Source organism: Streptomyces sp. NPDC001536, assembly GCF_042894505.1.
Lineage (GTDB): Bacteria > Actinomycetota > Actinomycetes > Streptomycetales > Streptomycetaceae > Streptomyces.
This window is the reverse complement of sequence record NZ_JBIAVQ010000016.1, coordinates 82,093-107,263: the sequence shown is the minus strand read 5'-3', so window position 1 is coordinate 107,263 and position 25,171 is coordinate 82,093. Positions and strand designations below refer to the sequence as shown.

The 25,171-nt window shown below is 70.0% G+C and carries 22 protein-coding genes and 1 pseudogene; 8 read left to right on the top strand and 15 right to left on the bottom strand.

All coding sequences use genetic code 11. The features are described from left to right. Positions 1–11: 11 nt before the first annotated feature. Positions 12–2,312, bottom strand: coding sequence for an FdhF/YdeP family oxidoreductase (locus tag ACFY0U_RS35745; RefSeq protein WP_388642906.1), 2,301 nt, complete (start codon positions 2,310–2,312; stop codon positions 12–14). Positions 2,313–2,466: 154 nt separating this feature from the next. Between ACFY0U_RS35745 and ACFY0U_RS35740 the strand changes: the two genes are divergently transcribed. The 5 genes from ACFY0U_RS35740 to ACFY0U_RS35720 all read left to right on the top strand — a co-directional run bounded on the left by ACFY0U_RS35740 (position 2,467) and on the right by ACFY0U_RS35720 (position 8,310). After that, positions 2,467–3,381, top strand: coding sequence for a LysR family transcriptional regulator (locus tag ACFY0U_RS35740; RefSeq protein WP_388642904.1), 915 nt, complete (start codon positions 2,467–2,469; stop codon positions 3,379–3,381). A 256-nt stretch (positions 3,382–3,637) separates the two neighbouring features. Then, on the top strand, positions 3,638–3,832 hold the full coding sequence (locus tag ACFY0U_RS35735; protein ID WP_388643212.1) for a TetR family transcriptional regulator: 195 nt from the start codon (positions 3,638–3,640) through the stop codon (positions 3,830–3,832). Positions 3,833–4,098: 266 nt separating this feature from the next. After that, a complete protein-coding gene (locus ACFY0U_RS35730; protein ID WP_388642901.1) occupies positions 4,099–6,303 on the top strand; it encodes an MMPL family transporter in 2,205 nt (734 codons plus the stop codon). A 94-nt stretch (positions 6,304–6,397) separates the two neighbouring features. Beyond that, positions 6,398–7,636, top strand: a complete 1,239-nt coding sequence (locus ACFY0U_RS35725; RefSeq protein WP_388642898.1) for a sensor histidine kinase — start codon at positions 6,398–6,400, stop codon at positions 7,634–7,636. Next, on the top strand, positions 7,633–8,310 hold the full coding sequence (locus tag ACFY0U_RS35720; protein WP_388642896.1) for a response regulator: 678 nt from the start codon (positions 7,633–7,635) through the stop codon (positions 8,308–8,310). Before ACFY0U_RS35725 ends, ACFY0U_RS35720 begins: the two co-directional genes overlap by 4 nt. Positions 8,311–8,317: 7 nt before the next feature. Here ACFY0U_RS35720 and ACFY0U_RS35715 read toward each other — a convergent pair whose 3' ends face one another. Continuing rightward, positions 8,318–8,572 carry an EF-hand domain-containing protein gene (locus tag ACFY0U_RS35715; RefSeq protein WP_388642893.1) on the bottom strand — a complete coding sequence of 85 codons (255 nt, stop codon included), beginning with the start codon at positions 8,570–8,572 and terminating at the stop codon, positions 8,318–8,320. A 55-nt stretch (positions 8,573–8,627) separates the two neighbouring features. Further along, entirely contained in the window at positions 8,628–9,539 is a 912-nt protein-coding gene (locus ACFY0U_RS35710) for an NAD(P)-dependent oxidoreductase (RefSeq protein ID WP_388642891.1), read from the bottom strand. Positions 9,540–9,677: 138 nt separating this feature from the next. On the opposite strand from ACFY0U_RS35710, the gene ACFY0U_RS35705 reads away from it, so the two are divergent. Next, the gene (locus ACFY0U_RS35705) at positions 9,678–10,268 is read left to right on the top strand and encodes a TetR/AcrR family transcriptional regulator (protein WP_388642889.1); all 591 of its coding nucleotides are present in this window, start codon (positions 9,678–9,680) and stop codon (positions 10,266–10,268) included. A 54-nt stretch (positions 10,269–10,322) separates the two neighbouring features. Here the strand turns inward: ACFY0U_RS35705 and ACFY0U_RS35700 are convergent, their stop codons facing one another. From ACFY0U_RS35700 to ACFY0U_RS35650, 11 genes are all read right to left on the bottom strand, one after another. Continuing rightward, positions 10,323–11,321, bottom strand: a complete 999-nt coding sequence (locus ACFY0U_RS35700) for a sugar phosphate isomerase/epimerase family protein (RefSeq protein WP_388642886.1) — start codon at positions 11,319–11,321, stop codon at positions 10,323–10,325. 31 nt (positions 11,322–11,352) lie between these two features. Then, positions 11,353–12,549 carry a Gfo/Idh/MocA family protein gene (locus tag ACFY0U_RS35695; RefSeq protein ID WP_388642884.1) on the bottom strand — a complete coding sequence of 399 codons (1,197 nt, stop codon included), beginning with the start codon at positions 12,547–12,549 and terminating at the stop codon, positions 11,353–11,355. Positions 12,550–12,571: 22 nt separating this feature from the next. Then, entirely contained in the window at positions 12,572–14,068 is a 1,497-nt protein-coding gene (locus ACFY0U_RS35690) for a CoA-acylating methylmalonate-semialdehyde dehydrogenase (RefSeq protein ID WP_388642883.1), read from the bottom strand. A 13-nt stretch (positions 14,069–14,081) separates the two neighbouring features. Next, complete coding sequence (gene iolD / locus ACFY0U_RS35685; RefSeq protein WP_388642882.1) at positions 14,082–15,965, bottom strand: 3D-(3,5/4)-trihydroxycyclohexane-1,2-dione acylhydrolase (decyclizing); 1,884 nt, start codon at positions 15,963–15,965, stop codon at positions 14,082–14,084. After that, positions 15,962–16,834, bottom strand: coding sequence for a 5-deoxy-glucuronate isomerase (gene iolB, locus ACFY0U_RS35680; RefSeq protein WP_388642880.1), 873 nt, complete (start codon positions 16,832–16,834; stop codon positions 15,962–15,964). The genes iolD and iolB overlap by 4 nt, the downstream gene beginning before the upstream one ends. Beyond that, positions 16,831–17,703 (bottom strand): aldolase, encoded by an 873-nt coding sequence (locus tag ACFY0U_RS35675; RefSeq protein WP_388642878.1) that lies wholly within the window; start codon positions 17,701–17,703, stop codon positions 16,831–16,833. Before ACFY0U_RS35675 ends, iolB begins: the two co-directional genes overlap by 4 nt. A gap of 4 nt (positions 17,704–17,707) precedes the next feature. Further along, positions 17,708–18,667, bottom strand: a complete 960-nt coding sequence (gene iolC, locus ACFY0U_RS35670) for a 5-dehydro-2-deoxygluconokinase (protein ID WP_388643210.1) — start codon at positions 18,665–18,667, stop codon at positions 17,708–17,710. An 80-nt stretch (positions 18,668–18,747) separates the two neighbouring features. Next, positions 18,748–19,605 (bottom strand): sugar phosphate isomerase/epimerase family protein, encoded by an 858-nt coding sequence (locus ACFY0U_RS35665; RefSeq protein ID WP_388642876.1) that lies wholly within the window; start codon positions 19,603–19,605, stop codon positions 18,748–18,750. Beyond that, complete coding sequence (locus ACFY0U_RS35660) at positions 19,602–20,477, bottom strand: ATP-binding cassette domain-containing protein (RefSeq protein ID WP_388642874.1); 876 nt, start codon at positions 20,475–20,477, stop codon at positions 19,602–19,604. The genes ACFY0U_RS35665 and ACFY0U_RS35660 overlap by 4 nt, the downstream gene beginning before the upstream one ends. Positions 20,478–20,485: 8 nt before the next feature. Further along, positions 20,486–21,562 (bottom strand): ABC transporter permease, encoded by a 1,077-nt coding sequence (locus ACFY0U_RS35655; protein WP_388642873.1) that lies wholly within the window; start codon positions 21,560–21,562, stop codon positions 20,486–20,488. After that, positions 21,562–22,581 carry a sugar ABC transporter substrate-binding protein gene (locus ACFY0U_RS35650; RefSeq protein WP_388642871.1) on the bottom strand — a complete coding sequence of 340 codons (1,020 nt, stop codon included), beginning with the start codon at positions 22,579–22,581 and terminating at the stop codon, positions 21,562–21,564. Before ACFY0U_RS35650 ends, ACFY0U_RS35655 begins: the two co-directional genes overlap by 1 nt. A 268-nt stretch (positions 22,582–22,849) precedes the next feature. Here ACFY0U_RS35650 and ACFY0U_RS35645 point away from each other — a divergent pair, with 268 nt between their 5' ends. Both ACFY0U_RS35645 and ACFY0U_RS35640 read left to right on the top strand, forming a co-directional pair. Next, entirely contained in the window at positions 22,850–23,881 is a 1,032-nt protein-coding gene (locus tag ACFY0U_RS35645) for a LacI family DNA-binding transcriptional regulator (RefSeq protein ID WP_388642869.1), read from the top strand. Between the two features lie 29 nt (positions 23,882–23,910). Continuing rightward, on the top strand, positions 23,911–24,753 hold the full coding sequence (locus ACFY0U_RS35640) for a methyltransferase domain-containing protein (protein ID WP_388642867.1): 843 nt from the start codon (positions 23,911–23,913) through the stop codon (positions 24,751–24,753). Here the strand turns inward: ACFY0U_RS35640 and ACFY0U_RS35635 are convergent. Next, a pseudogene (locus tag ACFY0U_RS35635) lies at positions 24,719–25,081 on the bottom strand (cytochrome P450); the annotation flags it as partial. The gene ACFY0U_RS35640 and the pseudogene ACFY0U_RS35635 sit on opposite strands and share 35 nt — an antisense overlap. Between the last annotated feature and the right edge of the window lie 90 nt (positions 25,082–25,171).

The window sequence follows — 25,171 nt, the reverse complement described above, 5'->3', positions numbered from 1 at the left end:
TCGACCCGAGGCTACGACGTCGTGGCCGCCCTCCGCTCCAGCCGGACGATCACGCTCTTCGATGTCGGGGTGTTGCTGATGTCCGCGACGCTGTCGAGCGGCACCAGCACATTGGTCTCCGGGTAGTACGCGGCGGCCGAGCCCGGGGGAGTGGAGTAGGCGACGACACGGAAGGCGTCCGCGCGGCGCTCCGAGCCGTCGGACCAGACGCTGACCAGATCGACGAGGCTGCCGTCCGGGATGCCGAGGTCGATGAGGTCGGCGGAGTTCACGAGGACGACGCGGCGGCCGCCCTTGATGCCCCGGTAGCGGTCGTCCATCGCGTAGGGAATGGTGTTCCACTGGTCGTGCGAACGCAGGGTCTGGAGGATCAGGTGGCCCTTCGGGGCCCGGAGCATCGTGAAGTCGTTGACGCTGAAGACGGCCTTCCCGCTGGGTGTGCGGAACACCTTGTCGTTGACCGGGTTGGGCAGCCGGAAACCGCCGGGGCGCCGGACCCGCTCGTCGAAGTCCTCGAAGCCTTCGACGACCCGTGAGATGCGGTCGCGGACGAGACCGTAGTCGGCCTCGAAGTCCTCCCAGGGGATCTCCGGTGCGGAGCCCAGGACCTCGCGGGCCAGACGGCTGATGATGGAGACCTCGCTCAGCAGCCGCGCGGAGGCGGGGGCGAGCCGGCCGCGGGTGGCGTGGACCTCGCTCATGGAGTCCTCGACCGTCATGAACTGCTCCCCGCCCGCCTGGACGTCCCGGTCGCTGCGGCCGAGCGTGGGCAGGATCAGCGCCGTGCGTCCGCACACCGCGTGGGAGCGGTTGAGCTTCGTCGAGATGTGGGCGGTCAGACGGCAGTTGCGCATGGCGCGCTCGGTGACGTCGCTGTCGGGCGTGGCCCGCACGAAGTTGCCCGCGACGCCGAGGAAGACCTTGGCCCGTCCGTCGAGCATGGCCCGGATGGAGTCGACGGAGTCCAGACCGTGCGCCGTCGGCGCGGTGAAGCCGAACTCGGCGCCCAGCCGGTCCAGGAACGCCTGCGGCATGCGCTCCCAGATGCCCATCGTGCGGTCGCCCTGCACGTTGCTGTGCCCGCGCACCGGGCACACCCCCGCACCCGGGCGGCCGATGTTGCCGCGCAGCAGAAGGAAGTTGACGACCTCCCTGATGGTGGGCACCCCGTGCTTGTGCTGCGTCAGACCCATGGCCCAGCAGACGATGACGCTACGGCTCTCCAGGACCCGCGCGTGCACCCGCTCGATGTCGTCCTGGTTCAGCCCCGTGGCCTCCAGGACCTCGTCCCAGGACGTCGTGGCGCGCAGCCGCTCGGCGAAGGCGTCGTAGCCGGTGGTGTGCGCCTCGATGAACTCCCGGTCCAGGACGGTGCCCGGCTCCTTGTCCTCGGCCTCGATCAGCATCAGGTTCAGCGCCTGGAACAGGGCCAGGTCACCGCCGGGCCGGATCTGGAGGAACTGGTCGGCGATGGCCGTGCCCCGGCCGACGACGCCACGCGCCTTCTGCGGGTTCTTGAAGCGCATGAGCCCGGCCTCGGGCAGCGGGTTGACGGCGACGACACTGCCACCGCGGCGCTTGGTCTCCTCCAGCGCGGACAGCATCCGCGGATGGTTGGTGCCGGGGTTCTGGCCCACGACGAAGACGAGGTCGGCGTTGTACAGGTCGTCGAGCGTGACACTGCCCTTGCCGATGCCCAGGGTCTCGTTGAGCGCGGAACCGCTGGACTCGTGGCACATGTTGGAGCAGTCCGGCAGGTTGTTGGTGCCGAAGGCCCGCGCGAACAGCTGGAGCAGGAACGCCGGCTCGTTGGCCAGCCGCCCGGAGGTGTAGAACAGCGCCTCGTCCGGGTGGTCCAGGGCGCGCAGCTCGTGGGCGAGCAGGTCCAGTGCCTCGTCCCAGCCGATGGGCTCGTAGTGGTCCGCGCCCTCGCGCAGCACCATGGGCTCGGTCAGCCGGCCCTGCTGGTTGAGCCAGTAGTCCGACTTACGGCTCAGCTCGTCGACGGAGTACCGCTGGAAGAACTCGGCAGTCACCCGCCGGGACGTGGCCTCGTCACTGATGTGCTTGGCGCCGTTCTCGCAGTACTCGTTGAGGTGCCGCTTGCCCGGCGCGGGCTCCGGCCAGGCGCAGCCCGGGCAGTCGATGCCCTTGGCCTGGTTGATGTTCAGCAGGGTGAGCGCGGTGCGTTTCGGCGAGGTCTGGCCCAGCGCGTACTGCAGGGCGTGCACGACCCCCGGAGCGCCCGCGGCCCATGTCTTGGGAGCCGTCACCGACAGCTCGCTCTCGTCCGGTTCGCCGATGTCCCGCATCGAGCACCACGCCCTCTCCCCAGCCGTTCGCCCCTCACTCTTCGCCGGCACATCGGTCCAGGTCAAAGCGGTAGTTGTTATCGCGTGATAGGCCGCACCGATCACACGCGGCAGTCGTCGCCCCATTCGCGGGAGACCGGTGGATCATTGAGGGGTGCTGCTGCGCCAACTCGAGTACCTCGTCGCCCTCGCCAGGGTCCGCCACTTCGCGAAGGCGGCGCAGGCCTGCTACGTCTCCCAGCCCGCCCTGTCCGAGGGCATCCGGAAGCTGGAGGAGGAGCTCGGCATCCCCCTGGTCCAGCGGGGGCGCCGGTTCGACGGGCTCACCCCGGAGGGCGAGCGGGTCGTTCTGTGGGCCCAGCGGATCCTCGCTGACCGGGACGCCATGCAGAGCGAGATCCAGGCACTGCGGGCCGGCCTCAGCGGCAGGCTGCGGATCGGGACCGTGCCCACGGCCTCCACGGCGGTGGGGCTGCTCACCCAGCCGTTCTGCGCCGCCAACCCGCTGGCGACCGTCCAGGTCTTCGCCGACCTGCGGGCCGAGGACATCGTGAACCGGCTTCGCGCCTACGAACTCGACGCAGCCGTGACCTACCAGAGCTCCGTCGCGGACCACGACTTCAAGTTCGTCCCGCTGTACCGGGAACGCCACGTCCTGCTGACCCAGCGCTCCGCCCCCGACACCGGGCCCGTGGACATCTCGTGGGAGGAAGCCGCCCAGTACCCCCTGTGCCTGCTGGACCCGATGATGCAGGGGCGCCAGGTCCTCGACGCGGTGTTCGCGACCGTCGGCGTCTCCGTCACCCCACGCGTGGAGACCGACTCGATCGCCTCCCTGTTCGCCCAGGTCAGGGCCGGTCAGTGGGCCAGCATCGTCCCCTACGCCTGGCTCCATGTCTTCGGCGTCCCCGCGGGCATGCACGCCGTCCCGCTGGTCCGCCCCGTCCGCTCCGAACAGATCGGCCTGGTCCTCCCGGCCCGCGAGCCCGTCTCCGTGATCGGACAGGCCCTGATGGATGTGGTGGGGCGGTCGGGGATCTCGGCGGCGCTGGAGCGGTTGCCTGAATAGGCGGTGGGGCGGGGCGGCAGCGGTTGGGCGGATGCCCGTGTCGTCGTGCGGTGGACCTTGTGGCAGATGACCGGTGGCGCGACTCGCTTCCGGCACTTCCGTGCCGGGAACGCGTATGCGCGGATGAGCGGTGAGCAGTGAGGGAAACGCCGGGTGAGACGGGCGCGATGGAACGGTCCGACGCCGTCCGCAATCGCGAACGTCTCCTGGACGCGGCCGTCGTCTGGTCGTCGAGCAGGGCATCGAGTGCGTGACGATGGAGGCCGTGGCCAAGGAGGCCGGTGTAGGGAAGGGGACCTTCTTTTGTCGGTTCGGCGACCGAGCCGGTCTCATGCTCGTCCTTGTCGACGAGGCGGAGGCGGAATTCCAGGAGGCGCACACCTCGGGCCCTCCGCCACTCGGCCCGGGCGCACCGGCGGTGGACCGGCTACCGCGTTCGGCCGCACGCTGATCGAGCGCATCGCCGACGACGCGGATCCGGGTGCCGTGCTGGGGCGCCAACTCCTCTTGGAACGCCGCCATTCCTCCGACACGGCCCGTGCCATTCACCGGCGTCCTACGTACGCAGCATTCCGTGCTCATCCTTGAGGAGGACTCGAGCGCGCCGGCTCATGCAGCGTCACCAACGGAGAGTGCCAGCACCGGCACGATGTCTCGGTGCTGCTGTCCGGCCAGGCTGGTGATCTACCCGAATCCAGACCTGGAGATCCGTTTCTCGTGGCTACCTTCCTGTATCGGATGGGCCGGACCGCCTTCCGGCGGCGCTGGCTCGTGGCGCTGTTGTGGGCCGTGGTCCTCGGCGCCGTCGGCCTGGGCGCCGCCAAGGCGCCCGCCGCCTCCGACGACAGCACGTCCTTCATGCCGGGCATCGAGGCGCAGAAGGCCTTCGACCTGATCGGCGAGCGCTTCCCCGGCGGGGAAGCCAACGGGGCCAACGCGCGGATCGTCTTCGTCGCACCCGACGGGCAGAAGGTGACGGCGGCCGAGCACCGCGCCGCCATCGAGTCGCTCGTCGCCGAGGCCGCCGACGAGCCCCAGGTCGCGGGCGCCACAAGCCCGTTCACGGCGGGTGCGGTGAGCAAGGACGGCTCCACCGCCTACGCCACGGTGGACTACGAAGTGAAGGCCGCCGACCTCAGCGAAGCCGACAAGGCCGCGCTGGAGAAGGCCGTCGACGAGGCCCGCGACTCCGGACTCACGGTCGAGGTCGGAGGCACCGCACTGGCCACGCAGCCCGCGGCGGGCGGCGCCTCCGAGGCCATCGGCATCGCCCTCGCCGCGGTCGTCCTGCTGATCACCTTCGGCTCCCTCGCGGCGGCCGGCCTTCCGCTGCTCACCGCGATCATCGGCGTGGGCGTCAGCATGGCCGCCATCATGGCCCTGGGCAGCACCTTCGGCCTCTCCATGACCACCGGCACGCTCGCCACGATGCTCGGCCTGGCGGTCGGTATCGACTACGCCCTCTTCGTGGTCTCCCGCTACCGGGAGGAGCGCGCCAACGGACACGAACCGCGGGAGGCGGCGGGCCTCGCCGTCGGCACGGCAGGCTCCGCCGTGGTGTTCGCCGGTCTCACGGTCGTCATCGCCCTGGCCGGCCTGACCGTCATCGGCGTTCCGATGCTGGCCAAGATGGGGCTGTGCGCCGCGGGCGCGGTGGTCGTCGCCGTGCTGATCGCGCTCACCCTGGTCCCCGCGCTGCTGGGCATGTGGCCCGACGCCGTACTGTCCCGCCGTATCCGCAAGAAGGGCCCCGCGGCCGCGCCGGCGGACAACGGGGGATCCCGGTGGGCGCGGTTCGTGCTGCGCCGCCCCGTGGCCGTGCTGGTGACGTGCGTCGCCGGTCTGGGGGTGCTGGCGCTGCCCGCCGCACAGCTGGAACTGGGCATGCCTGGGGACGAGTCCAAGCCCGTCTCCTCGACGGAACGGCGTGCCTACGACGCGCTCGCGGACGGTTTCGGCGCGGGCTTCAACGGGCCGCTGACGATCGTGGTCGACGTCAAGGACGCCGCCGAACCCAAGGCGGCCGTGAGCGAGATCGCCGAGGAGATCGGCGCGACCGGCGGGGTCGTGTCCGTCTCTCCCGCGCGGTTCAACCAGGCCGGTGACGCCGCCCTGCTCTCCGCGGTGCCGGCCACCGGTCCGAACGACGAGAGGACCAAGGACCTCGTCCAGTCGATCCGTTCCGAGCGCCCGGGACTGGAGCGGGAGACGGGGGCGACGTTCGAGGTCACCGGCAACACCGCGATGAACATCGATGTCGCCCAGGCCCTCCAGGACGCGCTCGTGCCCTACCTGGCCGTCATCATCGTGCTGGCCCTGATCCTGCTGCTGGTGGTCTTCCGTTCCGTGCTCGTGCCCCTCAAGGCCGCGCTCGGGTTCCTGCTGTCGGTGCTGGCCGCGCTCGGCGCCGTCGTGGCGGTCTTCCAGTGGGGCTGGGGCGCGGAACTGCTCGGGGTGGAGCAGTCCGGTCCGATCATGAGCCTGATGCCGATCTTCCTGGTGGGCATCGTGTTCGGCCTGGCCATGGACTACGAGGTCTTCCTCGTCTCCCGGATGCGGGAGGCGTACGTCCACGGGGACCGGCCCGCCCAGGCGGTCGTGACGGGCTTCCGGCACAGCGCGCGGGTGGTCGCCGCCGCGGCGGTCATCATGATCGCGGTGTTCTCCGGATTCATCGGCGCCCACGAGTCGATGATCAAGACCATGGGCTTCGGGCTCGCCGTCGCGGTGCTCTTCGACGCTTTCGTCGTCCGCATGGCGCTCGTGCCCGCGGTGCTCGCCCTGCTCGGCGACAAGGCGTGGTGGCTGCCCGCCGGGCTCGACCGGCTGATGCCCCGCGTCGACGTGGAGGGCGCCGGACTCGGCGCGCCGAAGCCCCACGAGGCCGGCGAGCCGGTGCCGCGGGAACCGGCCCGGATCTGATGCCCGTACGACGGACCGCGGCGCCCTCGTGCGAGACGGCGCCGCGGTCCGTCGTGTGTGAGCATGACGGTCCTCGACACTTTCTCGGAGCGCGATGAGCAACAGCTGGCAGCGGCGGGCGGCGACCCGTCCTCAAGCCGTCGAGGCCACCACACTGGTCCTGCTGTTCGCCCTCACCGCCGCGAGTGTCCTCGTCACCCGGGCGGTGCTGTCCGGGGCCCCGCCCCTGTGGCCCGGTATCGCGCTCGCCGCCGTGGCCTGCGCCGCACTGCACTGGCGCCGTGAGCGCCCGCTGTCCGTCCTCGCCGCGACGACGCTGTGCACCATGGTCACGGGTGCCCTGGGCTATCTCCTGACCGTCGGAGTGATGGTCCCGCTCCTGGTCGCGCAGTACTCCACCAGCGTGCGGACTCCGCGCCGCACCAGCTGGAACAGCGCGCTAGCGGCTGCCGCGGGCATGGTCGTCACCGGTCTGCTCGTCCCGTCGTTCCGCGACTCACCGATCCTCGGGACCGTCAACCCGGTGGCCATGGTGATGCTGGCGGCGGCGCTCGGCGCCTATGTCCGGGTGCGCCGTCAGTACGCGGTGGCCCGCGCCGAACACACCGTCCGCGAGCGGGAGGAGGAGACACGGCACCGGGTGATCCAGGAACGCATGCGCATCGCACGGGAGTTGCACGACGTGGTCGCCCACCACCTGACCCTGGCCGACGCGCAGGCCGGCACCGCGGCGCACCTCGCGCACACCCACCCGGACCAGGCCCTCGGCATCATCGCCAAGCTGCCGGAGACCACCGCGCAGGCGCTGCGCGAACTCAAGGCCGCCGTAGGGATGTTGCGCCAGGACAACGACACCTCCGACCTCACCCCCGCGCCGGGCCTGGACCGACTGCCCGACCTGGTCGAGGCCTGCGCGATGGTCGGACTGGAGGTGACGGTCTCCGTCGAGGGAGAGCGGCGACCGCTGCCGCCCGTGCTCGACCTGACGGCCTACCGGATCGTCCAGGAAGCGCTCACCAACGTCACCAAGCACGCCGCCACCCGCACCGCTCAGGTCCGACTCGCCTACACACCCCACTACTTGACGCTGACCGTCACCAACGCCACTCCCTTGGACAGACCAGCGGCCCCCGCCACGTCCGGGGGCGGCTTCGGCCTGCTCGGCATGCGCGAGCGCGCCGCGGCGGCGGGCGGCACCTTCCACGCCGGCCGGCGTCCGCACGGCGGCTTCGAGGTGGCCTGCACCCTGCCGCTCCACCACCACGGTGCCCTGCCGCCGGACACCCACGACACTCCGCCGCCGCACTCCCACGACGAGAGCCCCGCCACATGACCATCCGTGTCCTGCTCGCCGACGACCAGGCCCTGCTCCGGGCCACCTTCCGCATCCTCATCGACTCGGCCGAGGACCTGACCGTGGTCGCGGAGGCCGCCGACGGTCAGGAAGCCGTCGACCTCACCGCCGAGCACCGGCCCGACGTGGTCATCATGGACATCCGGATGCCGAACCTCGACGGGGTCTCGGCCACCGCCGCCATCTGCTCCCGGCCCGAGCTGTCGGACACCCACGTCCTCGTCCTCACCACGTTCGAGAACGACGAGAACGTGGCCAAGGCCTTGCGCGCCGGCGCGAGCGGCTTCCTCGGCAAGGGGGTTCGCCCCGAGGAACTGCTGTCGAGCATCCGCACCGTGGCGGCCGGCGACTCCCTGCTCTCGCCCACCGCCACCCGGGCCCTGGTCACCCGCTTCCTGGCCACTCCCGACACCGACGGCTTCCTCGCGCTCCCCGACGCCGTCAAAGCCCTGACCGACCGCGAACGCGAGGTCACGGCCCTGGCCGCCTACGGCAAGTCCAACGCCGAGATCGCCGAACGGCTCGTCCTGAGCCCGCTGACCGTACGCAGCCACATCCAACGAGCCATGACCAAACTCGACGCCCGCGACCGCGCGCAACTCGTCGTCATCGCCTACCAGAGCGGCCTGGTGAAGCCGCACACGGCCTCGTAGACCGGCGTCAGCGCCAGCCGAAGCGGCGGTCCACCACGGCGGCGAACTCCTCCAGCGTCAGAACGGCGTCCCCGTTCTGGTCGGCGGCGTCGAACAGGGCGGAGGAGGCGTCGGCGTCCCCCACGGCCCAGGACGGCAGGGTCCCGGACGCGGCGAGCGTCGGCCCCTTCGTCCGCAGGGCGATGATGACCTCCTGCCGGGTCAGAGTCCCGTTCCGATCGAGGTCGAGCGCTTCGAACAGGATCCGGGCCTTGTCACTCATGTGGTCATCCTCATTCGCTCCGGCGGAGAGTCAGGGCCAGCCCTCCACTCCCTCATCACAACGCTTCCGGCCCGGCCTCCGGTTCCCCCCGGACACCTTGCGCGGTGCGGGACTCGAGCGCGTGCAGCACGGCCACCATGTCCGCACCGCCGTGGCCCTGGTCGACCGTCTCGCCGAAGAGGGCGTGACAGACGTCGAGGAGCGGGGAGGCGATGTCGGCCTTGCGCGCCGCCTCCGCGATCAGCAGGTTGTTCTTCAGTACGTCCGCGGCGGCCGCCTGGGCGGTGAAGTCGCGGTCCAGCAGCTTGGGCGCCTTCATGCGCGAGACGGCGCTGGCCATCGGCCCCGCGTCCAGGACGTCCCGGAGCAGACGCTGGTCGAGTCCGTGCCGGTCGGCGAAGTGGAACGCCTCGGTCAGCCCGGTGACCAGGGTGATCAGGAACAGGTTCACCGAGAACTTCATCAGCAGCGCGCCGGGCACCGCACCGCACACGAACGTCTCCCGGCACACGGGCGTCAGCAGGGGTCGTACGGCCGCCACGGCGTCGTCGTCACCGGCCAGCATCCCCACCAGCTCGCCCCGCTCGGCCGGGGCGCGGGAACCGGACACGGGCGCCTCCACATAGCGGCCGCCCGCCGCCCGGACGTCGTCCTCCAGGCCGCTGGAGTACTCGGCCGACGTCGTGCCCATGTGGACCACAGTGTGCCCGGCGACGCGGGCTGCGAAGTCCGGGGTGCCGCGTCCCAGGACCGTGTCCATGGCGGCCTCGTCGGCCAGCATCAGGATCACGGTCCCCGCACGGTCGAAGACCTCGGCCGCGCTCGCCGCGACCTCCGCTCCCGCGGCGCGCAGGGGTGCGCAACGCCCGGGTGTGCGGTTCCAGACGACGAGGGGAGTCCCGGCGCGGACCAGGTTGAGCGCCATGGGCTGCCCCATGAGCCCGAGGCCGACGAAACCGACGTACACGAGGCGCCGCCTTTCCCGGCTCACCCCGAAGCCGAGCCATGCTGCTTCCTGCTATGACAGCGGTCATAGTAGCCGTCGTTATGACAGCGGTCATAGAGTGAGCGGCGCAGCCCACGACGTACGGGGAGACCGACGACGATGTCCGAACGAGGACCGCGCGAGCGGATGGTTTTCAGCGCGGCCCAGCTCATCCGGCGCGACGGGGTCGCCGCCACCGGCATGCGCGAGGTCGCCGCCCACGCCGGCGCGCCGCGCGGCTCGCTCCAGCACTACTTCCCGGGCGGCAAGGAACAGCTGGTCAATGAGGCGGTCGGCTGGGCGGGCCGGTACGCGGGCAAACGCGTCGCCCGTTTCCTCGCGGCGCTGGACGAGCCGACGCCCAGCGGGCTGTTCGCCGAGATGGTGCGGCAGTGGACCGACGAGTACGAGACCGACGGCTTCGCGGGCGGCTGCCCCGTCGCCGCCGCCACGATCGACTGCGCGGAGTCCACCGAGTCCACGCGGGAGGCCGCGTCCGCCGCCTTCGCCACCTGGACCGGACCCGTGGCGCAGGCGCTGGCCGGCATGGGCGTACCCGAGCAACGGACCGGAGCTCTCGCGACGCTCATGATCAGCAGTCTGGAAGGGGCCCTCCTCATCGCCCGGGCCGAACGGGACGTCCGCGCCCTGACGACCGTCGCGCGGGAACTGGGCCCCCTCCTCGACGCGGCGGTGACGAAGGGCGACTGAACGGCGGTCCCGCATGAGCCCCCACGCGGGGGCTCATGCGGGACCGCGAGTCGGTCAGAGAGCCGACGCGGCGCTGTGCAGGTTCTTCGCCGCCAGAGCCAGCCCCTCGGTCTGCGAGTAGGCGGCGTCCTCGTGCTCGATGTTCACCGCCATGTCCGGGTCGATCTCGGCGAGGGCGGCCAGGAACTCCGTCCAGAAGGGAACGTCGTTGCCGAGGCCGACGGCGACGAACTTCCACGCCGGGTTCTCGGGCCACGCGTTGCACCAGAAGCCGTAACCGGTCGGCACCTTGCCGTCGGCATCGGCCGGCACGCGTGTGAACGACGTGTCCAGGACACCGCGGATGTCGGCGCCCGGGCAGAGCGTCGCGTCCTTCGCGGCCGCGTGGAACACCAGCGGCCCCAGCCACTTGATGGAGGCGATGACGTCCATGCCCTGCCACATCAGGTGGGACGGGTCCATCTCGGCGCCCACGTTGGTCAGTTGACCCGCGTCGACCAGCCGCTTCAGCGTGACCGGCGAGAAGACGAGGTTGTGCGGGTGCATCTCGATCGCGACCCGGACGTCGTTCTCCCGGGCCAGCGCGTCGATCTCCTTCCAGAACTCCACGGCCACCCCCCACTGGTAGTCGAGGACGTCCATGTAGACGCCGTCCCACGGGTTCACCACCCAGGAGGGGTACTTGGCGTCAGGGTCGGAGCCGGGCGTACCGGACATGGTGACGACATGCCTGATGCCGAGCAGGCCCGCGAGGCGGATGGTGCGGCGCAGGTCGTCGGCGTGCTTGGGACCCACCCCGGGAAGAGGGTTGAGCGGGTTGCCGTTGCAGTTGAGGCCGGTCAGCTCCATCCCGCGGTCGGCGAAGCTCGCCAGGTACTCCTCGCGCGCGGCGGCCGAGGACAGCAGCAGGTCGACCGGGCAGTGCGGGGAGGGGATGAAGCCACCGGTGTTGACCTCCACGGAGGTCAGCCCGTTCTCCTTGAGGATGTCGAGGGCCTCGGCCAGCGGGCGGTCGTGCAGACAGGCGGTGTAGGCACCGAGCTTGAGAGCCATGCGAGTACTCCTTGGATAAGTGTGGGGGGGGTCAGGCGACGGCTGGAACCGTGACGGCGGCGCCACCGTTCTCGGAGGACTCGACGACAGCCCGGATGATCTCCATCGTCCGCAGCGCGTCGGCGAAGGTGGCGCAGGCCGGCAGCGGCTCGGTGACGCCCGCGACCTGGTCGAGGAAGGCCCGCGCCTGGTACGTGAAGTTGTCGCCGTTACTGGCGCCCACACCCGGAGCCTCCATCGGCACACCGCCCGCGAAGTACGGCATCTGCGGACCGGCGATGATCTGCCGGGCACCGCGCGTCCGCGCCTCGGGCTGCGCGTCGTCGAAGAGGTACTCGGCGGGCCGGTGCTGATCGAACGCGGCCCGGCCGCCGACGCCCAGCACGTCGAAGAACAGCCCGTTGGGCAGCCCGAACCCGGTGCGCGTCACCGAGAACGTGCCGACGAGCCCCGACTCGAAACGAGCCGTGAAGGACGCGGTGTCCTCGTTCTCGACCTCGCCGAACTCATCAGACACAGGAGCCGCGTTGTGCCCGACGACCGCCCCCAGCGGTAGTGGCCGCTTGGTGATCTGCGTCGACAGCGCGGCACCGGACACCGACACGATGGGCCCGGCGACATACTCCGCGGCATCGATCACGTGCGAGCCGACGTCCCCGAGCGCACCCGAACCGGCACCACCCTTGAACCGCCAGCTCAACGGCCCGTTCGGGTCGGTCGCGTAGTCACACCAGTAGCGACCGCTGAAGAGCGTCAGATCCCCCAACTCGCCCCGCTGCACATGCTCACGAATCGCGGCGATGCCGGGCGAACGACGGAAGGTGTACCCGACCGCGGTCACGACCCCGGCGGAACGCTCCAACTCGGCCATCGCACGGGCGTCTTCGAGCGACCCGGCCAGCGGCTTCTCGCACAGCACATGCTTGCCGGCGGCGACCAGCGCCTCCGCGATCGGACGGTGCAGAGCATTTCCTACGACGATGCTGACCGCGTCGATCGACGGGTCCTCGGCGACCGCCTCCCAACTCGGCAGCGCCTTTTCGAAGCCGTAACGCCGGGCGGCGTCCTCGCCGAGCGCCCCATTGGCATCGGCTATCGCGGCCAGCCGCACCGGCGGCAGCCCGGCCCCGAAGACCGTGTTGACATTGCGATAACCGGCGGCGTGACTGCGACCGGCCATACCCGCACCGATCACGGCGACGGAGATCGGCTTGCTGGACGAGGTCATGACGTGTCCTTAGGGGGAGAGATCAGCTGGAGGTGGGGAAGTCGAAGCCGGCGGTGATGGACTGGGCCTGCTGGGGCCAGCGGGTGGTGACGACCTTGGGGCGGGTGTAGAAGCGGATGCCTTCGGGGCCGTGGATCGGGTTGTCGCCGATGAGGGAGTCCTTCCAGCCGCCGAAGGAGTAGTACGACATCGGCACGGGCACGGGGACGTTGATGCCGATCATGCCGACGTGGATGGTGCGCTGGAAGCGGCGGGCGGCTTCGCCGGAGGCGGTGAACAGGGCGGTGCCGTTGCCGTAGGGGTTGGCGTTGATGACGTTGATCGCCTCGTCCAGGGTGTCGACCCGGAGGATCGCGAGGACGGGGCCGAAGAGTTCTTCCTGGTAGGCGTCCATGTCGGTGGTGACGTGGTCGAGGAGCGAGGGGCCGGTGAAGAAGCCGTTCTCGTGGCCGTCGACCTTGAGGCCGCGGCCGTCGACGACGAGGGTGGCGCCCTGGGCGGCGGCGGTGGCGACGGCGTTCTCGACGCGTTCCTGGGCGGCCTTGGTGACGAGGGGGCCCATGTCGGTGCCGGGCTGGTCGCCGGGGCCGATCTTCACTTCGCGGGCCTTGCGTTCCAGGATCTCGACGAGTCCGTCGGCGGCGTCTCCGACGGCTACGGCGACGGAGACGGCCATGCAGCGTTCGCCGGCGGAGCCGTAGGCGCCGGCGGTGATGTGGTTGGCGGCGAATTCGAGGTCGGCGTCGGGCAGGACGACGGCGTGGTTCTTGGCGCCGCCGAGGGCCTGGACGCGCTTGCCGTGCGAAGTGGCCGTCTCGTGGACGTACTTGGCGATGGGAGTCGATCCGACGAAGGAGACGGCCTCGATGCCGGGGTGGGTGAGGATCGCGTCGACCGCGTCCTTGCCGCCGTGGACGACGTTGAAGACGCCGTCCGGCAGACCCGCCTTCCTGTAGAGGTCAGCGACGAAGTTCGCCGCCGATGGGTCCCGCTCGCTGGGCTTCAGAATGAACGTGTTGCCGGTGGCGATGGCGATGGGGTGCATCCACAGCGGCACCATGGCGGGGAAGTTGAACGGGGTGATGCCGGCGACGACGCCGAGGGGCTGGCGGAAGTTGTGGACGTCGATGCCGCGGGAGACCTGGTCGGAGAAGGAGCCCTTGAGGACGTCGCCGAGGCCGCAGGCGAACTCGACGACCTCGCGTCCTCGGGTGATCTCGCCGCGGGCGTCGTCGACGGTCTTGCCGTGCTCGGCGGAGATGATCCGGCCCAGCTCCTCCTCGTGCTCGACGAGCAACTGCCGGAAGGCGAACATCACCTGGGTGCGCTGCGTGAGCGACGAGTCGGACCAGGCCTCGAAGGCCTTGGCGGCCGCGGCGACGGCGGTGTCCACGTCGGCGGCACCGCCGAGGACGACCTGCGCCTGCGCCTGCCCGGTGGCCGGGTTGAAGACCGGCTGACTCGTGGTGGCGGAGCCCGGTGTGGGGGAGCCGTTGATCCAGTGGGGAATGGTGTTCACGGGAGCGGGTTCCTTACAGGTAGTGGCGCTGGTTCTGCTTGTGGGAGGCGTAGGTGTCATAGGCGGTGCGGGTGGTGTCGAGGGCGGAGACTGCGCTGACGGGGACGTCCCACCAGCCGTGGCCGGGCGGGTTGGGCCCATAGAGGTCGGTCTCGACGTGGACGACGGTGGTGCGCGAGGCGGCCTTGGCCTTCTCCATCGCGGTGCGGAATTCGTCGACGGTGGTGGCGTGCAGGACGTCGGCGCCCAGCGAGGAGGCGTTGGCGGCGAGGTCGACGGGTAGGACGTCGCCGTCGAGCTGGCCTGAATCGCCGTCGCGGTAGCGGTATTTGGTGCCGAAGCGCTGGGAGCCGAGTGATTCGGACAGGGCGCCGATGGAGGCGAACCCGTGGTTCTGGACGAGCACGATGATGACCTTGAGGCCCTCGGAGACCATCGTGACGATCTCCTGAGCCATCATCAGATACGAGCCGTCACCGACCAGGACGACGACCTCGCGCGACGGGTCGGCCATCTTGGCACCGACGCCGGCGGCGACCTCGTAGCCCATGCAGGAGTAGGCGTACTCGACGTGGTAGGCCTTCGGGTCGCGGGCCCGCCAGAGCTGTTGCAGGTCGCCGGGCATGGAGCCGGCGGCGTTGATGACCACGGCCCGGTCGTCGACGACGTCATTGAGGGCACCGAGGACCTGGGTCTGCGCCGGCAGCGGGCCGGTATTGCGGTCAGGCGCGAAGCATTCCTCCTCGATCTCCCGTGTACGGGCGATCAGTTGGCGGGTGCGGTCGCGGTATTCCTGGTCCACTTCCCAGTCCGTGAGCGTCCCCGCCAGCGCTTCGATGCCGAGCCGCGCATCCGCGACCAGGGGTTCGGCGGAGTGCTTGACGGCGTCGAGGCGGGCGACGTTGAGGTTGATGAAGGTGACGTCCGGGTTGCCGAAGACGGTGTGGCTGGCGGTGGTGAAGTCGGAGTACCGGGTACCGATGCCGAGCACCACGTCGGCGTCCTTCGCCAGCTCGTTGGCGGCGTGCGATCCCGTCGACCCGATGCCGCCGACCGCGTAGGGATGGTCCCACGGCACCGCGCCCTTGCCGGCGTGGGTGTCGGCGACCGGAATCCCGGTGGCCTCGGCGAAGGCCCGCAGGGCAGTCTCGGCGCCGGAGTACACGGTCCCGCCGCCGGCCACGATCAACGGCTTCCTCGCGTTGCGGAGCAGACGCGCGGCCCGCTCGACGGCGGCGGGCTCGGGCACCGGCCGGCCCACGTGCCAGACCCGGCGCCGGAAGAAGTCGACCGGCCAGTCGTAGGCCTCGGCCTGCACGTCCTGCGGCAGGGCGAGGGTGACGGCACCTGTCTCGACCGGGTCGGTCAGCACCCGCATCGCCGCGAGGGCGGCCGGGATTAGCTGCTCGGGCCGCTGGATGCGGTCGAAGTACTTGGATACGGCGCGGAAGGCGTCGTTGACGGTGACGTCCCCGCCCCGGGTGTCCTCCAGCTGCTGGAGGACCGGGTCGGCGGCGCGAGTGGCGAACATGTCGGACGGCAGCAACAGCACCGGCAGCCGGTTGGTGGTCGCCAGCGCCGCGCCGGTGATCATGTTGGTGGAACCCGGGCCGGTGGACGCGGTGCAGGCGAAGGACGCCAACCGGTCCCGCATCTTCGCGTAGGCCACTGACGCGTGGACCATGCCCTGCTCGTTGCGGGCCAGGTAGTACGGCAGATCGGCTTCCTTGGTCACCGCGGCTTGGAGCAGCGCCTGCCCGATCCCGGCCACATTGCCGTGCCCGAAGATCCCCCACACTCCGGGGATCAGCCGCTGCTCCTGGCCGTCGCGCTCGCTGTATTGCTGGGCCAGGAACCGCACCAAGGCCTGCGCGGTGGTGAGTCGGACGGTGTTCATCGGTTCTCTCCGAAGGGCAAGCGGTCGTCGACGTCCTGGGACTCCCATGTCCCACGCACCCAGCCGTGGGCGGGGTCGTCGCAGATCAGCCAGGCACGGTCCTGTCCCGGACCGGCCATGACGTTGAGGTAGTAGAGGTCGTAGCCCGGCGCGGCGATGGATGGACCGTGCCAGCCGTGCGGGATCAGGACGGTGTCGCCGGAGCGCACCTCGGCGAGCACGTCGATGGGCCGCTCGGCAGTGCCGTAGACCCGCTGATAGCCGAAGCCGTTCTCGCCGGAGACCTCGAAGTAGTAGATCTCCTCCAGCTGTGACTCGACGCCGGGCCGTGCCTCGTCGTGCTTGTGCGGGGGATACGACGACCAGTTGCCGCCGGGTGTGAGCACCTCGCACACCAACAGCTGGTCGGCCTCGAACGTCCCCGGCAGGCAGTAGTTGTTGACCTGCCGGGAGCAGGCGCCCGCCCCGCGCAGCTCCACAGGCACGTCCTCGGCCCGCCCGTACCGAGCGGAGAGGCCACCGCGCTCGGTACGGGCGGACGGCAGCGCGAACCGTCCGCCGGTCGCGCTGCTGATGAGGGTCTCCGACTCGCGGGGGAGATACGCGAAGTCGGTGACCGAGGCGAACACGCCTGTCCGACCGGCGAGTTCGAAGGCCCTGCCGTCCGTGGTGACGGTGCACGAGCCCGTCATCGGCAGGACCAGGAACTCGGAATCCCCGGTGGACAGGGCGTGTGCCTCACCCGGCTTCAGGGTCAGGATCCTGAGGCCGGAGTATCCCCAGCTCGCCGACTCGGGCGTGACCAGGAGGTCGTAGGGGCCGTCGGTGGAAGTCCCCTTGGGCAGGTGGTACTTGCTCGACGAGGTCACAGCAGACTCACCGCCTTGTCGACGGCGCCGGCGACGTCGCCGCCTGCGGGGTAGAGCAGGGAGCGGCCGACGACCAGGCCTTGCGCGGTGGGCTGCTTGAGCGCCTTGCCCCAGGAGGCGAAGGCCGCCTCGGCGTCCTTGACCTCGCCGCCCAGCAACAGGGCGGGGAGCGTCGACGAAGCCAGAACGCGCTCCATGCCATCGACAACCGGCAACTTCAGCCAGGTGTACGCGGTACGGCGGCCCAGCCCCGCAGCGATCGTGATCGACTTGACGACGGCGTCGGCGGATAGGTCGTTGCGGATCTTCCCGTCCTGCCATGCCGACATGAACGGCTCGACCATCGCGATGAGTTGACGGTCGTTCAGCTCATTGACGGCCTGCGCGGTGTTCTCCAGGACGGACGGTGTCGCCGGGTCGTCGAGGGCGATACGGGTGAGCATCTTGCCGCCGTCGAAGCCCATCGCGGCGAGCGTCACGGCGTCATAACCGGTGAACCGGTCGTCGATCTCGAACACCGAACCCGCGAGCCCTGCCCGGTTCATGGAACCGAACACGCTCTTGCCGTCCAGGACACCGAGCAGCAGCAGGTCTTCGAGGATGTCGGCGGTGGCCAGGACACCGGTCACACCCGGGCGTTCCAGCGCGATGCACAGCCGGTCCAGCAGCTCGAACCGGTCGGCCATGGCGTTCGGGTCACCGCCGACTCCGTTGGCGCCGCGCGCCGGATGGTCGGCCGCGATGATCATCGCCTTGCCGTGCTCGCCGAGCAGCGAGGTCGCTCTCACCCGGCGTGCGGCGGCGGCCGCGATGGCGCCGGGGTCGCCCACCCGGGCGAACACGATCCGGCTCACGTTCTCGGACAGCACGTCGTCATGCCTTTCGTTCGGGGGAGGCATTGGGGGACGCGAGGGATGCCTCACGGAGTTTGGCGTCGACCTCGGCCTCGGTCGGCATCGCGTCGGAGCAGGACAGCCGGCCCGCGACGATCGCGCCGGCGGCGTTGGCGAAGGACACCGTGCGAGCGGTGTCCCAGCCGGACAGCAGCCCGTGGCACAGCGCTCCGCCGAAGGCGTCACCGGCGCCCAGCCCGTTGACCACGTCCACCGGCACCGGCGGGATCTCGGCCGTCGAGCTGTCCCGGTCCATCGCCAGGACGCCCTTCGGGCCCTGCTTCACCACGGCCAGTTCCACACCCGCGGCGAGCAGCGCCTTCGCGGCCGCGTACGGCTCACGCTCCCCGGTGGCGACCTCGCACTCGTCGAGGTTGCCGACGGCGACGGTGGTGTGGCGCAGGGCCTCGGCGTAGTAGACACGGGCCTCGGCGGGGTCGGTCCAGAACGTGGGCCGCCAGTCGAGGTCGAAGACCGTCGTCCCCGCCTTCGCCCGGTGCGCGAGCGCCGCCAGCGTGGCCGACCGGCTCGGCTCCTCGCTCAGACCGGTACCGGTCATCCAGAAGACCCGCGCATCGCGCACCGCGTCCAGATCCAGCTCACCCGGCTCGATGTCCAGGTCGGGAGCCTTCGGCAGCCGGTAGAAATACAGCGGAAAGTCATCCGGCGGGAAGATCTCGCAGAACGTCACCGGCGTCGGCGCGACGTCCGACGTCCCCACGAACCGAGCGTCCACCCCGTACCCGTCCAGAGCCGACCGCACGAAGGCTCCCAACGGGTCTCGGCCCGTCTTCGTGATCACCGCGGAGGTCCGGCCGTACCGCGCGGCGGCCACCGCCACGTTCGTCGGGCTGCCGCCCAGGTACTTGCCGAACGAGGTGACCTCCGCCAGTCCCACGCCGATCTGGAGCGGATACACATCCACTCCGACGCGGCCCATGGTCAGGACTTCGAACGGCCTCACGCTGGGTATCCCTTCTCTGCTTTAAAGCGCTTTAAAAAATGGATGTGAAAGAGCGGCTACTGCGAGGCACCCAGGTACTCCGCGATCTTTTCGCGCATGAACACCGACGACTCCTTGGCCCGTTCCTCCCACGCGAAGACGCAGGCGGTCAGCGTGCCGTCGAACCCATGGGTGCGCAGCTCGTGGAAGAGCTCGCCGAAGTCGACCTCGCCCTCGCCCATGTCCAGGTGCTGGTGGATACGGGCCGTCGTGCCGGGCGGGTTGAGGATGTAGCGGTTTCCCGAAGAGGCGGTGTGGTCGAAGGCGTCGGCCAGGTGGACGTGGGTGAGCAGGTCGCCCGCGTACTCGATGATGCCGGGGGCGTCGTTGCCGATGTGGAAGGTGTGCGGGGCGCAGTAGAGGAAGGTGACGTTGGGGTGGTTGGTGCCCCGGATCAGATTGATCGCGTCGAAGCCGTTCTCGATGAAGTCGTCCGGGTGCGGCTCCAGGGTGAGCTTGATGCCCTCACGCTCGAAGGCCGGCAGCAGCTCGTCCAGGGACTTCCAGAACTGCGCCTCGCTGCGGTCGGAGTCCTCGGGCCGGCCGTTGAACTCCGAGATCATGCTGTCCACTCCGAGGTCGGCGGCGATCTGGATGGAGCGCTTCCAGTACCGTACGGCGGCCTGGCGGGCGTCCTCGTCCGGTCCTGACCAGCGGAACAGCGGCAGCAGGGAGGAGATGCCGACGCCCGCCGAGTCCAGCGCCTTGCGGAACTTGCGGACCGTTCCGTCGTCCACGCGGGGGTGGCGGAAGAAGGGGATGAAGTCCTCGCGGGGGGACAGCTCGATCCACTCGTAGCCCAACTCGGCTACCACGGCGGGCAGTTCGAGCAGCGGGACGTTGCGGATCATGTAGGGGTCGAGGGCGATCTTCACGACAGGGTGCCTTCCGGGGTGATGGCGGTGAGGTCTTCCTCTTCGGGGAGCTCCTCGGTGTCGACGCCGCGGACCTGGGACAACTCGTGCTTGAGCGCGGCCAGTTCGGCGCCGCCAGCCATGTGGTTGGTGAGTTCCTCGAGCGTGATGCGGGCGCGTTCGGCGGAGAGTTCGAGGGTGCCGAGGCGCAGGACGCTGAAGTGGTCGCCGACCATGTAGGCGTGGTGGGGGTTGTGGGTGATGAAGATGACGCCCAGGCCGCGGTCGCGGGCGGCGGCGATGTACTTCAGGACGACACCGGACTGCTTGACGCCGAGGGCGGCGGTGGGTTCGTCCAGGATGAGGACGCGGGCGCCGAAGTAGACGGCGCGGGCGATGGCCACGCACTGGCGCTGGCCGCCGGAGAGGGTGCCGATGGGCTGGTCCAGGTTGTCCAGGACGATGCCCATGTTGCGCAGCTCTTCGTCGGCGGTCTTCTTCATCTGCTCGATGTCGAGGCGACGCAGCGGCCAGGGGCCCTTGGTCATCTCGGAGCCGAGGAAGAAGTTGCGCCACACCGGCATGAGGGGGACGGTCGCGAGGTCCTGGTAGACGGTGGCGATGCCCTTGTCGAGCGCGTCGCGCGGGGTGGTGAAGCGGACGGGGTCGCCGTCGACGAGGAACTCGCCGGCGGTGTGCTGGTGCAGCCCGGAAATGATTTTGATCAGGGTGGACTTGCCGGCGCCGTTGTCGCCGAGGACACAGGTGACCTTGCCGGGGTGGACGGACAGGCTCACGCCGTGCAGGGCGTGGATGTTGCCGTACGACTTGCCCGTGGCCTTGAGTTCGACGACGGGGGCGTCTTCGACCGTGTTGTCGTGGGTGGTTGTCATGGGGTGGGTCACCTCCGGGTCGCCGCGCGGCTGACCCACAGATTGATGAGTGTGGCGCCGAGGAGCATCACGCCGAGGAAGGCTTTGAACCAGTCCGGGTTCCAGCCGGCGTAGACGATGCCCTGCTGCACCATGCCGAACATGAACGCACCGAAGACGGGCCCGATGGCGCTGCCGGCGCCGCCGGTGAGGAGACAGCCTCCGATGACGGCCGCGGCGATGTAGATGAGCTCCTGGCCGACGCCCTCGCCGGACTGCACGGTGTTGAAGGCGAACAGCTGGTGCATGCCGACGAACCAGGCTCCGAAGCCGACCAGCATGAACAGGGAGATCTTCGTGAAGGTCACGGGCACGCCGACGGCTCGTGCGGAGTCCTTGTTGCCGCCGACGGCGAAGATCCAGTTGCCGTAGCGGGTACGCAGCAGCACCCAGGTCGCCAGGGCCGCGAAGACCAGCCACCACACCACGGTGATCTTCACCTGCACGCCGCCGACCTCGAAGGACGAGGCGAACAGCGCCTTGGCCTGGCTGAAGCCGTCCATGTCGCTGATGTCGTCCGTGGCCACGTTGCCGGTGATCAGCTTGGTCACCGCGAGGTTGACACCCTGGAGGATCAGGAACGTGCCGAGAGTGATCAGGAAGCTCGGCAGCCCGGTCCTGACGAGCAGCCAGCCATTGAGGAAGCCGACCGCGAGGGACATCGCCAGGGCGAGGATCACGCCCACCCACACGTTCATCGACAGCTGGTAACTGATCATGGCCGCGGTGAGCGCCGAGGCGATGACCGCGACGCCGGAGGAGAGGTCGAACTCGCCGCCGATCATCAGCAGCGCGACCGGGAGGGCCATGATCCCGATGGTGGAGGACTGGTACAGGATGTTGGCCATGGAGCCGGCGTCGCGCACCGGCGGCGCCGTGACCAGGAAGAAGACCAGCACCGCGAGGGCGCCGAGGAAAACGCCCACCTCGGGTCGGGCGAGCAGCCTGAGCGCCGTCGGGCGCTGTGCGGTGCGCCCGTCGGTCTCCTTGGGGCCGGGGGCCGGCGGTGTGGTGACCGCCGGCTCGGCATGCTGGGTCATGCTCATCACCGGGTGCCCTTCGCGGCGAACCCGGCGACGGACTTGACGTTGGACTTGTCGACGAAGGCCGGACCGGTCAGCACCGGCTGCTCACCGCCGCCGCTGAAGTTGCCGTTGTTCTTGTAGAGCCAGAGGGAGTCGACGGCCAGGTAACCCTGGAGGTAGGGCTGCTGGTCGACGGCGAACTGGATGTCGCCGGCCTCGATCGCCTTGACCAGGTCCTTGTTGAGGTCGAAGGTGGCGATCTTCGCCTTGCTGCCGGTCTCGTCCACCGCCTGCACGGCGGTCAGCGCGATCGGCGCGCCCAGCGTGACGACCTCGTCGATGGAGCTGTCCTGCTTCAGCTTCGCCGTGATGGTCGACTTCACGGACGGCATGTCGGTGCCGTTGACGTAGAGGATGTCGGTCTTGCCGCTGAAGGCCTTCTTCACGCCGGCGCAGCGCTGTTCGAGGTTGACGGCTCCCTGGGCCTGGATGACGCACAGGGCGTGCTTGACGCCGGTGCCGTCGATCTTCTTGCCGAGCGCCTCGCCGGAGATCGCCTCGTCCTGGCCGAAGAACGACAGCAGGCCCTGCTCCTTCCAGACGTCCAGCCCCGCGTTGAGGCCGACCACCGGGATGCCGGCCTTCTCCGCCTTGGCGACGACGTCCTTGAGCGCGTCGGGCTTGGCGAGGGTGACGGCGATGCCGTCGACCTTCTGGTCGATGGCGTTCTGGACCAGGGCGGCCTGGTCGGAGGCGGTCTCGTCGTTGGAGTAGATGAGCTTGATGTTGTCCTTCGCGGCGGCGGCCTCGGCGCCCTTGCGGATGGTGTCCCAGAAGGTGTCACCGGAGGGCGCGTGGGTGACCAGCGCGATGGTCAGACGGGGGGTGTCGGCCTTGCCGGCGGAGACACCCGCGGCGCTCTCCTCGGCCTTTTTGCCCCCGGAGCTGCTGGAGCAGCCGGCGAGGGTCAGGGCGGCCGCGGCGGCCACGGCCACGGCGGGGGCGATTCTGCGGGAACGGGGGAGAGACGTGCGGCTCATGCTGCGTGCACCTCACTGTGCAGAACTGGGAGGGGAGGGTGGATCACCGTCCGCCGGACGGGCCGGACATGGCCGTTTCCAGGGGCGTGGTGGCGCCTGGAGGCGGAGTCGGGACGGCGCGGGCAGTAGGGATGGCTGCCGCGCTCTCCGGATGACTTCGTTGGAACATCAGGACAATTTAAAGCGCTTTAAGTCCTGGTACTATCAGCCTTGTTTCGCGAGGGTGTCAAGGGTGTTGCACGAGGAGATTTACCGCGGGGAGGCACAGGTGGACGACGGCGAATCCGCGCGTCACCGGAACGGCACGCACAAACGCCCCAGGCTGGAGGACGTGGCCGCCCGGGTGGGCGTCTCCACGGCATCCGTCTCCCTGGTGCTGCGCGGCGTGCCGGGACCGAGCGAGCGGACCCGGCAGCGTGTCCTGAAAGCGGCGGCCGACCTCGGCTACCAGGTGGACCGCACCGCCAGCACCCTGGCCAGCCGGCGCAGTCGACTGCTCGGCGTCATGGTCGACATCCACAGCCCCTTCCACGCCGAACTCGTCGAGCACCTGCACACCGCGGCCGAGGACGTCGGCTACGACCTCGTCCTGTCCACTCTGACCCGCACCCGTGACGAGCAGACCGCCGTGGAGACACTGCTGGCCTTCCGCAGCGAGGCGCTGATCCTCCTCGGCCCGACCTCGCCCGCGGACGTGCTCGCGACCCTCGACAACAAGGCCCCCGTCATCGCGGTCGGCCGCCGGATCGCCGACGCCGCCCTGGACGTCGTACGCACCGCGGACGACGACGGTGTCGGCCAGATCGTCGACCACCTGGTCGGGCTCGGCCACCGAGAGATCACCTACGTCGACGGCGGCAAGGGCGTCATCGCCACCGACCGCCGCCGCGGCTACCGCACCGCGATGCGCCGCCACGGTCTGGACGAGCACATCCGCGTCCTCACCGGCGACCACACCGAGGCGGCCGGCGAACGCGCCGCCCGCCACCTCCTCGACGGCCCTCAACTCCCCACCGCGGTCGTGGCGTTCAACGACCAGTGCGCTATCGGCGTCCTCGCCGCCCTCGCCCGCGCCGGCGTCTCCGTCCCCGGCCGGGTCTCCGTGGTCGGCTACGACGACGACACGCTCTCCCGGCTGAGCTGCTTCAACCTGACCACCGTCAGCCAGGGCGCCCGCGAGCAGGCCCGGCACGCCGTGACCGCGGCCGTCGAACGCCTCGACCAGGACCGCACCGAACCCCGCGAGGTCGTCCTCAACCCACGGCTCGTCCTGCGCGGGACCACGGCGGAACCCGCCTGACGCACCGCGCAGGGCATTAGCGTGCTCGTATGAACGATCCCGGTGTTGCCCATGGCTTCACGTCGGTGGACTCGCAGCCCCGGCCCGGCGACTGGGTGCGGGTTCTGGACCGGGTGGCCGCGGAGCCGTTCTACGCCGCGTACAAGCAGCGGTTGCAGGAGTTGCTGCACCCCGTGGCGGGCGGACTGTTCCTGGAGGTCGGAGCGGGTACCGGCGACGCGGCGCAGGCGCTGCGCTCGCGTTGGGGGACCGAAGTCGTCGCGGTCGACACCTCCTTGACGATGGCCGCGCAGGCGCGGGCGCGAGGGCTGGCGCATACCTTCGTCGCGGACGGCCACCGACTGCCGTTCGGCGCGGGCCGGTTCGACGGTGTCTGGGCCGATCGTGTCCTCCAGCATGTCGCCGATCCCGACCGGGTGCTGGACGAACTGCTGCGGGTGGTCCGTCCCGGTGGCCGGGTCGCGCTCGCGGACCCCGACTACGACACCCAGGTCCTCGACATCGACGACCAGGACCTCGCCCGCCGGGTGCTGCGCTTCCGTGCCGACGTGCTGCTGCGCAACGGCACACTGGCCCACCGGCACGGCGGCCTCCTCGCGGCGCGCGGCCTCGACGACATCACGGTGGAGGCTCGCACGCTGGTCGTCCGCGATCCGTCGGCGGTCGACCACGTCATGGGCCTGCGCACCTGGGCGCACACGGCCGCGGCCCGCGGCCACCTCGATCCGGCGGACGCGGACCGCTTCGTGGGCCGGTTCGACGAGGCCGTGCGCCTGGGGCGTTTCACCTACGCCGTCACGTTCTTCTTGACGGCAGGCACCGTGCCGACCGGGTGGGTCAGGCCAGGGTCACCTCGACCGGCAGCTTCTTGATGCCGTTGACGAAGTTGGAGAGGACGTGGGGGACGGCGCCGGTCAGTCTGATGTCGGCGATCCTCGGGATGAGCTCCTCGAACATGATGCGGATCTCGGTGCGGGTGAGCAGGTTGCCCAGGCACAGATGGGGGCTGCCCTTGCTGAAGGTGACGTGGTCGTTGTGCTGCCGGTTGACGTCCAGGTCGTAGGGGTCGGTGAAGTCCGCCTCGCCACGGTTGCCGGAGGCCCAGCGCAGGAACTCCTCGACCGCCGTGGGGATCAGGGACGGGTCGTCCTTCAACTTCGCGAGCTGCTCGGGGAGTTGGAGCAGGGCCAGCATGGAGTGTGCCGTCCTCAACACCCGCGACCGTCGCCGTGACTTGGGCATGCTGAAGTCCATCGACATGCCACCGCGCCAAGTCACTGTGATGACCGT

What these genes read in the sequence shown, in the direction of transcription:
- ACFY0U_RS35655 (WP_388642873.1), bottom strand. Translation starts at nt 21,562, where the DNA reads ATGAGCATGACCCAGCATGCCGAGCCGGCGGTCACCACACCGCCGGCC.
- ACFY0U_RS35700 (WP_388642886.1), bottom strand. Translation starts at nt 11,321, where the DNA reads ATGGCTCTCAAGCTCGGTGCCTACACCGCCTGTCTGCACGACCGCCCG.
- iolC (WP_388643210.1), bottom strand. Translation starts at nt 18,667, where the DNA reads ATGGGCCGCGTCGGAGTGGATGTGTATCCGCTCCAGATCGGCGTGGGA.
- ACFY0U_RS35735 (WP_388643212.1), top strand. Translation starts at nt 3,638, where the DNA reads ATGGAGGCCGTGGCCAAGGAGGCCGGTGTAGGGAAGGGGACCTTCTTT.
- iolD (WP_388642882.1), bottom strand. Translation starts at nt 15,965, where the DNA reads ATGAACACCGTCCGACTCACCACCGCGCAGGCCTTGGTGCGGTTCCTG.
- ACFY0U_RS35715 (WP_388642893.1), bottom strand. Translation starts at nt 8,572, where the DNA reads ATGAGTGACAAGGCCCGGATCCTGTTCGAAGCGCTCGACCTCGATCGG.
- ACFY0U_RS35640 (WP_388642867.1), top strand. Translation starts at nt 23,911, where the DNA reads ATGAACGATCCCGGTGTTGCCCATGGCTTCACGTCGGTGGACTCGCAG.
- ACFY0U_RS35695 (WP_388642884.1), bottom strand. Translation starts at nt 12,549, where the DNA reads ATGACCTCGTCCAGCAAGCCGATCTCCGTCGCCGTGATCGGTGCGGGT.
- ACFY0U_RS35650 (WP_388642871.1), bottom strand. Translation starts at nt 22,581, where the DNA reads ATGAGCCGCACGTCTCTCCCCCGTTCCCGCAGAATCGCCCCCGCCGTG.
- ACFY0U_RS35745 (WP_388642906.1), bottom strand. Translation starts at nt 2,312, where the DNA reads ATGCGGGACATCGGCGAACCGGACGAGAGCGAGCTGTCGGTGACGGCT.
- ACFY0U_RS35725 (WP_388642898.1), top strand. Translation starts at nt 6,398, where the DNA reads ATGAGCAACAGCTGGCAGCGGCGGGCGGCGACCCGTCCTCAAGCCGTC.
- ACFY0U_RS35705 (WP_388642889.1), top strand. Translation starts at nt 9,678, where the DNA reads ATGTCCGAACGAGGACCGCGCGAGCGGATGGTTTTCAGCGCGGCCCAG.
- ACFY0U_RS35660 (WP_388642874.1), bottom strand. Translation starts at nt 20,477, where the DNA reads ATGACAACCACCCACGACAACACGGTCGAAGACGCCCCCGTCGTCGAA.
- ACFY0U_RS35720 (WP_388642896.1), top strand. Translation starts at nt 7,633, where the DNA reads ATGACCATCCGTGTCCTGCTCGCCGACGACCAGGCCCTGCTCCGGGCC.